Origin of the sequence: Streptomyces sp. 3330, assembly GCF_031456635.1 — a bacterium.
GTDB lineage: Bacteria > Actinomycetota > Actinomycetes > Streptomycetales > Streptomycetaceae > Streptomyces.
Genome location: NZ_JAVDVA010000020.1, coordinates 170,748 through 180,259, shown reverse-complemented (window position 1 = coordinate 180,259; position 9,512 = coordinate 170,748). Strand labels below are relative to the sequence as shown.

The following is a 9,512-nucleotide window of genomic DNA, read 5'->3' as shown; positions in this document are numbered from 1 at the left end:
CCATGAGGCCACGCACTCCCCTCGGTCCGGACACCCGCTCCTGCCCGCCGGTCGTGCGCCGCCCCCGCGCGCCCCCCCGCCCCCGGCGACGACGGACCGAGCGGGGCCGGAGGGTCACTTCCCGCGGGGCGCCGTCCGGTCGGAGGCCGGCCAGACGTAGGGGAGATCGTCGGGCACGCCGGGGAACAGCGCCGCGTAGAACCCGGGATCCTTGCGCAGGAGCGCCGACCGGTGGCTGCGGTGGAACGCGGGATCGCCGAGCCACGGCGGCAGTTCGCCCGCCTCGGCGAGCCGCTCCTGGGCGCGGATGTCGGCCGGCCGTGCGCCGAGGCCGGTCACCAGCGAGGCGGCGCAGGTGTCCGCGCGTCCGGTCGCCGTCCACCGGCCGCAGACCTCCAGGCCGTAGCGCACCAGCGCCTCCTCGTACCCGGTCCACATGCGCACCGCCGGATGGTGGCGCCATCCGTACCCGGCGACCGTCAGGCCCCGCAGCACCTGGAGCGCCTCGACCCGCTGCTTGCCCAGCCGCCGGGGGTCCAGGGCGGCGGCCGACCGGGCGAAGTCCGGGTACGGCAGAAAGGTCTGCACGGTTCGCCCCCTGCGTCGTCGGCGTTCTCCTCACCGGGCCGGGACGGCACGCCGATCGACGGCTGCCGCCCCGGCCGGACCGCTCAGGCCACGGTGAACCTGTCCCACGCGCGGTGCCCGGCCAGCAGCGGGACGAGCTGCTCCAGGGCCGCCGTACCGGTCTCGCCGACCACCACGCCCGGTGCGCCGGTGGGCACCCCGGCCCCTTCGAGGACGGCTTCGCCGCCCGCCCAGGCGCCGACGGCCTTGCCGTGCCGGAACGCCTCGGACACCAGCAGGACGACGCGCGGGTCGCCGGTGAGCTGCTGGGCGGCGGCGGGGAACGCCTTGGCGTCGCGGGCGCCGTACGCGTCGCCGCCGACCCCGGGCAGCCCGGCCAGCAGCACCGCGTCGAACTCGACGGACCGCGCCGTGGCGTAGGTGCGCTGGACGGTCACCGCGCCTTCGCCTGAGCCGAGCACGCCACCCGCCTGGGCGACGACCAGCGGGACCATGCCGCCTTCGAGGACCGCCTCACGCACGGCGCGCACGCCGTCCAGGTCGCCGTCGGGGCCGACGACGATGCCGATGACGCGGCCGTCCGTCGGCCAGGTGTGCCCGAGCTGCGACAGCGCCGGGCTGGGCTCGACGTCGGCCAGGGGCACGGTGGGGGCGGGCGCCGGCAGGCCGAGTCCCTTCGCCACCTCACCGCACAGCTCCGGGTCGATGTTGGCCAGGACCTGCAAGGCCCGTTCCCTGATGGCGTGTTCGTAGCACTTGCCGAGTTCGAAGGTGTACGCGCCGATGATGTGCTCGCGCTCCAGCGGCGACATGCTGAGCCAGAACCTGCGGGGCTGGCTGAAGTGGTCGGCGAAGGACTCGGGCGCCTCGCGGACTCTGGTGCTCTCCGGCACCCGCACCGGAGCCTCGATGAACGCCCCGGTGCCCTCGCCCGCGAGGAACGGACAGCCGCCGTCCAGCGAGTTGGGCCGGTAGGGGGCGACGCCCCGGTGCACGGCCGTCTGGTGCATACCGTCCCGCAGCATGTCGTTGACCGGGGCGTGCGGGCGGTTGATGGGCAGCTGCGGGAAGTTGGGGCCGCCCAGCCGGGTGATCTGGGTGTCCAGGTAGGAGAACAGCCGGCCCGCGAGCAGCGGGTCGTCGGTGATGTCGACGCCCGGCACGAGGTGGCCGACGTGGAAGGCGACCTGCTCGGTCTCGGCGAAGAAGTTCGACGGGTTGCGGTCGAGGGTCAGCAGTCCGACCGGCTGCACGGGCGCGAGCTCCTCGGGCACGAGGTTCGTCGGGTCCAGCAGGTCGATGCCCTCGAACATCTGGTCCGGGGTGTCGGGGAACGTCTGGATGCCCAGCTCCCACTGCGGGAACGCGCCCGCCTCGATGGCGTCCGCGAGGTCGCGCCGGTGGAAGTCGGGGTCGACGCCGTTGATGATCTGCGCCTCTTCCCAGACCAGTGAGTGCACCCCCAGCTTGGGCTTCCAGTGGAACTTCACCAGCGTTGTCGCGCCCTCGGCGTCCACCAGACGGAACGTGTGGACGCCGAAGCCCTCCATCGTGCGGTACGAGCGCGGGATGCCCCGGTCGGACATGTTCCACAGCGTGTGGTGGGTGGCCTCGGTGTGCAGGGTGACGAAGTCCCAGAACGTGTCGTGCGCGCTCTGCGCCTGGGGGATCTCCCGGTCCGGATGCGGTTTGCCGGCGTGGATGACGTCGGGGAACTTGATCGCGTCCTGGATGAAGAAGACGGGCATGTTGTTCCCGACCAGGTCGAAGACGCCCTCGCTGGTGTAGAACTTCGTCGCGAATCCCCGGGTGTCCCGCACGGTGTCGGACGAGCCGCGCGACCCCAGCACCGTGGAGAAGCGCACGAACACCGGCGTCTCCTCGTCCTCGGCGAGGAACGCCGCCTTGGTCACGGTGGCCGCCGTGCCGTAGCTCTGGAACGTGCCGTGGGCGGCGGCGCCCCGGGCGTGGACGACGCGCTCCGGGATGCGCTCGTGGTCGAAGTGCATGACCTTGTCGCGCAGATGGTGGTCCTGGAGCAGCACCGGCCCTCGGGGCCCGGCCTTGAGCGAGTGGTCGGTGTCGTGCAGCCGGGTGCCCTGCGCGGTCGTGAGGTAGCTGCCGGACTGCGCGGTGCGGCCTTGGTCGGCGCCGGTGGGCTGGCCGGTCGGCGACACGGTGTCGGGGCCGCTCTGATCCGGTTTGGGGGGCAGCGGGTCACGGGGCTCCGTGGGCTCGGCCAGGGACGGGGACTCGGGCGACGGCTTGCCGGGAACCCCCCCTTCCGGCGTCCCGCCGTCGCCCCGGAGGCTGTCGGTGATCTTGTTGGCGGCCCGCTTGAGGGGGTTGGTCTCACTCATGGGGTGACAGTCCTCCGATGGGTACCCGAAGATGCACAAAAGGGGCATTTGGTGTGTCACGCTCTCACGGCCCCGAGGCCCGCGCATCAGGCGCGCACCGACGGGGTGAGCCCCGGCCCGCACGGGCCCGCTCGAACCGCCGGCCTGCCGCGCCGAGCCGAGCCGGACCGGAGGCCCTCCGCCACGCCGTCGTACGGGGCGGCGGGTGCCGGGCCCGAGGCCGTGCCCCGACGCGAACGCGCGCGTGTCCGCGTTTGAGGAGGTCACCGGCACGGAACCCAGCAGACCCGAGTGACATTCCGAGGAGGCGCGGAACCGATGGACCGTGAAGAGGTCGAGGCCCGATTGCTCGACGGGCTGACCGTGGACGACCGCAGACCGGAACAGCCGGTGCTGCTCGACGGCGCGCGCCGCCCGATCACGACGTGGCGGGAGAACTATCCCTACGACCGCAAGGTGAGCCGCCGGGAGTACGAGCGCACCAAGCGCGTCCTGCAGATCGAACTGCTCAAACTCCAGCGCTGGGTCAACGACACCGGCGCTCGCGTGGTCGTCATCTGCGAGGGGCGCGACGCGGCGGGCAAGGGCGGCACCATCCAGCGGTTCACCGAACGCCTCAATCCCCGCGGCGCGAAGATCGTGGCCCTGGGCAAGCCCACGGACCGGGAGAAGGGCCAGTGGTACTTCCAGCGCTACGTCGACCATCTGCCCGGGCCGGGTGAGATCGTCTTCTTCGACCGCTCCTGGTACAACCGGGCGGGCGTGGAACGGGTGATGGGCTTCTGCACCCCACGGGAGCACGCACTGTTCCTCAAGCAGTGCCCGCTGTTCGAGGAGATGCTCGTCGAGGACGGCGTCATCCTGGTGAAGTTCTGGTTCTCCGTCTCCAGGACCGAGCAGCGGACGCGGTTCGCGATCCGCCAGGTCGATCCGGTACGCCAGTGGAAGCTCTCACCCACCGACCTCGACTCCCTCGACCGCTGGGACGAGTACACCACCGCCAAGGTCGAGATGTTCCGCGTCACCGACACCGCGCACGCCCCGTGGACGGTCGTCAAGAGCAATGACAAACGCCGGGGCCGTCTCGAAGCGATGCGCAGTCTGCTGAGCCGCATCGACTACGCGGCCAAGGACGCCGAAGCCGTCGGCAGTCCGGACTCCCTGGTCATCGGCTCCGCGGCCACCCTCCTGGAGCCGGGCGAGGAGGACACCGTCCTGTCGCCGACGCCGCTGACCGACCGGACCGAGGGCCCCGGCCGGCATCCCGGCGACCCGGCCTCCTGAAAGCGCCGTGCGGGTCCGTCCGCACGACGTGCCCGCACGGCGCTTTCGGCGCGGCCTCCGACGGGGGGCCGGTCAGGCGCGGCGACGGCGCCGCCGTACGCAGGCGGCGCCGGCCAGCAGGCCCGCGGCCGCCAGACCGGCGCCCGCCCCGATCTCCCGGCCGGACGGCCCCGCGGTCACGGCGCCGCCGACGCCGCCGCGCACACCGAGGCTGGGCAGCGCCGCCGGGCTGATCGTCACCGGGGCGGGGCCGGTCGGGACCGGCGCGGGAATGCTCGTGGCGGGAGCGAGGGTGGCCGGTGACCGGCGGGGGAGGACCTCGCAGGCGATGCCGTCGTCCGGTCCCTGGTCCTCGTCGAGGCGGTTGGGGTCGCTGATGTTCCGGTCGAACTCCGCCTGGGCGTCCTCCTGGTAGGTGAAGTCGCGGCAGTCGAGGTCCTGCGCGTGGGCGACTCCGGACAGCGGAGCGAACGTCATGATCGTCGCGGCTATGCCCGCGACGACGGTGCGATGGGGCATGGGTGTCTCCTCCCGGCCGGGGGCCGTCGGTTCGACGCTAGGCAACGACCGGCGCCGACGCGCGAGGCGAGCGGCCATCCGGGTGCACGCGCCGCTCCGCGGGGCGCGGGCGGGGGTGTGACCGCCGCCGACGCGGCAAGACGCACTCCGACCGCCGCGGCCGGGAAGCCGCGAGCGGCCGGGCGATGTCGAGAGGAACGGAGTGGGCAGTGAGGGATCTGCTGGGAGGATTCCGCAGTTTCATACTGCGCGGGAACGTGGTCGACCTGGCCGTGGGCATCGTGATCGGCGCGGCCTTCACCGCGCTCGTCAACGGCTTCGTGAAAGCGTTCCTGACCCCGGTCGTGGGCTTCGCGACCGGCGCGACGGGCGACTACAGCCACCGGACCTTCGTCGTCGGCGGGACGGTCTTCCCGTACGGAAGTTTCGTGAACGCCGTCATCAGCTTTCTGCTGATCGCCTGCGTCCTGTACTTCCTCGTCGTCCTGCCGATCAACAAGCTGCACGAACGTTTCGCCCCGCACCAGGACGTCCAGGCGGACAAGCGGGACTGTCCCGAGTGCCTCAATCCGGTGCCCGCCCGGGCGCGCCGCTGCGGATACTGCACCAGCGACCTCATGCCCCTGCCCGACACGGCCGACGCGGGCGAGACCCGGGCGTAGAACCTCCCGATCCTTTCCGCGGTCCTGATGTCTTCCCCGCCGGTCATCGGGTACCCGGTGCGGCACCTGGAGGAAGGGGTGAAGGCGATGGCCGAAGCAGGACGGTACGGCACCGACGGTGCACACGGCGCGCGGACCGCCGACGGCGGTGAGTCGGTCGGAGACCTGGTGCAACGCGCTTCGCAGCAGCTGACCGAACTGGTGCGCGGCGAAATGCAGCTCGCACGGGCGGAGATGGTCGAGAAGGGCAAGCGCTACGGCAAGGGCGGCGGGCTGTTCGGCGGTGCCGGACTCTTCGGCTTCCTCACCCTGCAGGCGCTGGTCGCCACCGCGATCGCCGCGATCGCGGTGCCGCTCCCCGTGTGGGCCGCGGCCCTCATCGTCACGGCCGTCCTGGCGGTCATCACCGCCGTGCTGGCCCTGACCGGCAAGAAGCAGGTCGGCGCGGCCGCCCCCCCGGTGCCCGAGCGGACTGTCGACAGCGTGAAAGCCGATGTGTCGGAGATCAAGGAGAGTGCACGACGATGACCCAGCCACCCCACGACGAGCCCACCGCCGCCGGACCCGAGGACCTGCGCCGGCAGGTCGAACAGACCCGCCACGAACTCGGCGAGACGGTCGAGGCGCTGGCCGCGAAGACGGACGTCAAGGCCCGTGCGCAGGAGAAGGCGACCGCGCTGAAGGAACAGGCCGGCACCACCGCGGCGCACCTGTCCGAACAGGCCAGGAGCAAGGCGGCCGAGGCGGCCCACCTGCTGGAGGAGAAGGTCCCGGCCCCGGTCAGGGAATCGGCCACCGCGGCCGCCGTCCAGGTGCGGGCCAAGGCCGGACAGGCCGAGCAGCTGTGGCAGGACAAGGCGCCCCGGCAGGTGCGCGACCACCGCGGCGCCCTCATCGGCGCCGCCGCGGCGCTGACCCTCGCCTACCTGCTGGTGCGCCGGGGCAGGAAGTAGCCGACGGCGGAACGGGCGCCGCCGGCCTCACCGGGCCGGCGGCGCTCTCGCCGAACTGCGGATCACGCCCCCGGATGTGAGACTGCCGCCAGGCGACCGGTCCCTTCCGGCCCCTCCGGCAGCGAGCAGCCCACCAGGCGGTGACGACATGACGGTCGAGGGTCCGCACACCCCGGAGTCGTGATGGTGCTCGCCGTGGTCTTCGCCGTCCTCGGCGCGATCAGCAACGCGGTGGGCACGGCGTTCCAGCGCAAGGCCGCCTCCACCGTGGAACAGGGCGGCGGAGTACGGCTGCTGCTCGCCCTGGTGCGGCGGCCCGCCTGGTCGATCGGTATCGCCGGCGTGATCGGCGCCGCGGTGTTCCAGGCCCTGGCCCTCATCAACGGCCCCATGGCGCTGGTCCAGCCCCTGTTCATCCTCGAACTCCCCTTCGCGCTGCTGCTGGCGGTGCCGCTCATGCACCGCAGGCTGTCGGCCGAGGGCTGGTGGGCGGTCGGGGGAGTGGTGGCCGGACTCGCCGTCCTGCTGGCGTCGGCAGCCCCTTCCGGCAGCCGGGAACAGGCCTCCATGGCGCGCTGGATCCCTGTCCTGGCGCTCACCCTCGGAGCGATGGCCGTGGCGGTTCTCGTGGCCCGTTCCGCCTCCTCGCCGCTGTTCCGCGCCGCGGCGCTGGCCTCGGCCGCGGCGGTCGGCAACGCACTGACCGCCGCACTGCTGAAGTCGGCCACGGGACGCCTCGCCGACGCGGGACTGCCGGCGTTCCTCACCGCCTGGCAGACCTACGGATTCGCCCTCACCGGGGTCGCGGCCCTCCTGCTCCTGGAGAACGCCCTGCAAGCCGGTCCCCTGGTCGCCTCCCAGCCCGCGCTGACCATCGGTGACGCGTCGGTGAGCCTCCTGCTGGGCGTCACGCTGTTCGACGAGAGCATCCGGACCGGCTGGTGGCTGGTGCCCGAGGCGCTCGGCGCGTTCCTCATCCTCTGGGCCGTCGTGCGGCTCACCCGGGTGGTGCCCCACCTCGTCGACGTCGTGCGCTGAGACCGGCCCGATCGGGTGCGGCGGTGCCGCATCCGGACGACACGGACGGTGCCGTCGCCCGTGCCGTGCTGTGCTGATCCGGACAGGCCGGAAGCCCCTGACGCGAAGGAAGTGACGACGATGGCCGACCCCCAGGGTCCGGACCGCGGGCACCGGCGTCCCCCCGGCGTCGGCGACGACACGGTGGAGGCGCTCGGCTCGCTCTCCAAGGCGCTGGAGACGATCGAACGCGCCCGTGGCCACCTCTACTCGTTCCATCAGCTCACCGGCACTGCGGACCTGGAACTGGACCGCACGGTCGAGCTGCTGCGCGGCGCGGGCCACGAGGCCTGGGCCGCACGGGTCGAGACGGAGATCCTGGGGCGCAACGTCATCCCGGGACACTGGACGTTCCAGATCGTCGAGGCCTACGACGAGACCTACTACGACGTGTTCAGGCGACTGGAGCACGAGGCGGTGCGAGAGCTCGCCGACGGGCGCGCCCACCTCTACGAGGCGGAGATGAAGGAAGCCCGCCGCACCCGCGGCCACCCCGATCACACGGCACGGCCCGGCACTCCCGGCCCGACCGGCTGACGGCGGGGAACGACGCCCCCGGTGCCGTGGGGTCCGCAGGCCGGTGACGGACCCGGGCGGATCACAGACGGAGGACGATCAGGGCCGCGTCGTCGGTGGTGCCGGCGGTGGGGAGCAGGTCGGCGAGCAGGGCGTCGGCCAGCGCCTCGGGGTCCGAGTGCCTGTGGTGGGTGAGGGAGGCGGCGAGCCGGTCCAGGCTCGAGTAGATGTCCTCGTCGCGACGCTCGACCAGGCCGTCGGTGTACAGGACGAGGGTGGAGCCCTCGGTGAAGCCGACGTGGGCCTGGGGGCGGGAGAGGTGCTCCGGGCGGGCCGCGAGCGGGGGATCGGTGGCCTCGTCGAGGAAGGAGACGGTCCCGTCCCCGTGCACGAGGGCGGGCGGCGGGTGGCCGGCACAGCTGTAGGAGATGGTGTGGCTGTCCCAGTCGATGAACGTCGTCACGACGGTGGTCGCCTCGGCGCCCTCGACGAACCGGGCGTACAGACCGAGGGCCTCCAGGGCCTGGGCCGGGCCGTCGGCCACCCGGCAGGCCGCGCTCAGGGCGCTGCGCAGCTGCCCCATGGTGCAGGCCGCCGCGAGGCCGTGCCCGACGACGTCGCCGACGGCGATCGCGAGGTTGTCGCCGGGCAGGTCGACCAGGTCGTACCAGTCGCCGCACACGTTCAGCGCGCCGACGGCGGGCCGGTAGCGCACGGCGGTGGCGTGCGGCCCGGTCGGTCCGGGCGCGGGCAGCATGGCCGCCTGGAGGGCCAGCGCGACCTCCCGCTCCTGGGCGTGCGCCTGACGGAGCCGCTCGTTGACCTCCTGCAGCTCGCGGGCCCGGGTGTACAGCTCGGCCTCCAGCACCTGGGCCCGGGCCCCGCCGTTCGCTCCTCCACGCGCGTGGAGGAGCTCGGTGACCTCCTCCACCCGGTGCACGACCAGGGCCACCTGCCCGTCGGGGCCGTGGACCGGCGCGTTCACCGGGCTCCAGTAGTGCTCGCGCCACACGCCGGGCCGTTGCGGGTCCTCGATGTCGTAGCGCAGCAGCGCCATCGTGTCGCGCTCGCCGGAGCCGACCACCCGCAGCATCGACTCCCGGGTCTCCCGCATGCCGGCCGCGGCCGGGTCGTTCGGGTTCTCCGGGAAGACGTCGAAGATGTAGCGGCCCAGCAGCTGCTCGCGGGTGCGTCCGGCCAGCCGCAGGAAGTCGTCGTTGGCGTCGGCGTAGATCAGGTCGGGGGTGAGGAGGGCCACCATGCCGGGCAGGGCTCGGAAGACCGCCCTGTAGTCGATCAGTGGTTTCCCCATGTCCCTGCCGCCTGTCTCGGTGCCGAGCGTCACTGTGCCGTTCCACGTCCACGATAGAAGGGAGATCGCGACGGGGCCCGGAAACGGCGTCTCACGACCCCGACGCCTTCCCCGGCCGCGGGCGCCGCAACCACCCGCGGCCGCACGCCGCCGATGCCTCCTCACCTGGGGCGAAAGCCGCCCGGAAGCAGGTCCTGCGAGGTCGCCGCCGACGTTGACGAGCAGAGCGGGAGGCCGTCGG

10 protein-coding genes are annotated in these 9,512 nt (G+C 72.9%); 6 read left to right on the top strand and 4 right to left on the bottom strand.

What is annotated here, in order from left to right; all coding sequences use genetic code 11:
- Positions 1–114: 114 nt before the first annotated feature.
- Together J2X68_RS29470 and J2X68_RS29465 are read right to left on the bottom strand one after the other, a co-directional pair.
- Complete coding sequence (locus J2X68_RS29470) at positions 115–588, bottom strand: MSMEG_6728 family protein (protein WP_310435631.1); 474 nt, start codon at positions 586–588, stop codon at positions 115–117.
- 83 nt (positions 589–671) lie between these two features.
- A complete protein-coding gene (locus J2X68_RS29465) occupies positions 672–2,948 on the bottom strand; it encodes a catalase (RefSeq protein WP_310435630.1) in 2,277 nt (758 codons plus the stop codon).
- A 318-nt stretch (positions 2,949–3,266) separates the two neighbouring features.
- Here J2X68_RS29465 and ppk2 point away from each other — a divergent pair, with 318 nt between their 5' ends.
- Complete coding sequence (gene ppk2, locus J2X68_RS29460; protein WP_310435629.1) at positions 3,267–4,232, top strand: polyphosphate kinase 2; 966 nt, start codon at positions 3,267–3,269, stop codon at positions 4,230–4,232.
- Positions 4,233–4,304: 72 nt separating this feature from the next.
- On the opposite strand, the gene J2X68_RS29455 is transcribed toward ppk2, so the two are convergent.
- A complete protein-coding gene (locus J2X68_RS29455; RefSeq protein ID WP_310435628.1) occupies positions 4,305–4,751 on the bottom strand; it encodes an excalibur calcium-binding protein in 447 nt (148 codons plus the stop codon).
- A gap of 218 nt (positions 4,752–4,969) precedes the next feature.
- On the opposite strand from J2X68_RS29455, the gene mscL reads away from it, so the two are divergent.
- The 5 genes from mscL to J2X68_RS29430 all read left to right on the top strand — a co-directional run bounded on the left by mscL (position 4,970) and on the right by J2X68_RS29430 (position 7,980).
- On the top strand, positions 4,970–5,413 hold the full coding sequence (mscL, locus tag J2X68_RS29450) for a large conductance mechanosensitive channel protein MscL (protein ID WP_310435636.1): 444 nt from the start codon (positions 4,970–4,972) through the stop codon (positions 5,411–5,413).
- 87 nt (positions 5,414–5,500) lie between these two features.
- Complete coding sequence (locus tag J2X68_RS29445; protein WP_310435635.1) at positions 5,501–5,941, top strand: phage holin family protein; 441 nt, start codon at positions 5,501–5,503, stop codon at positions 5,939–5,941.
- On the top strand, positions 5,938–6,366 hold the full coding sequence (locus J2X68_RS29440; protein WP_310435627.1) for a DUF3618 domain-containing protein: 429 nt from the start codon (positions 5,938–5,940) through the stop codon (positions 6,364–6,366). The genes J2X68_RS29445 and J2X68_RS29440 overlap by 4 nt, the downstream gene beginning before the upstream one ends.
- 180 nt (positions 6,367–6,546) lie before the next feature.
- Complete coding sequence (locus J2X68_RS29435; RefSeq protein WP_310435626.1) at positions 6,547–7,404, top strand: DMT family transporter; 858 nt, start codon at positions 6,547–6,549, stop codon at positions 7,402–7,404.
- Between the two features lie 120 nt (positions 7,405–7,524).
- The gene (locus tag J2X68_RS29430; RefSeq protein WP_310435625.1) at positions 7,525–7,980 is read left to right on the top strand and encodes a hypothetical protein; all 456 of its coding nucleotides are present in this window, start codon (positions 7,525–7,527) and stop codon (positions 7,978–7,980) included.
- Positions 7,981–8,041: 61 nt separating this feature from the next.
- On the opposite strand, the gene J2X68_RS29425 is transcribed toward J2X68_RS29430, so the two are convergent.
- Positions 8,042–9,271, bottom strand: coding sequence for a SpoIIE family protein phosphatase (locus J2X68_RS29425; RefSeq protein ID WP_310435624.1), 1,230 nt, complete (start codon positions 9,269–9,271; stop codon positions 8,042–8,044).
- Between the last annotated feature and the right edge of the window lie 241 nt (positions 9,272–9,512).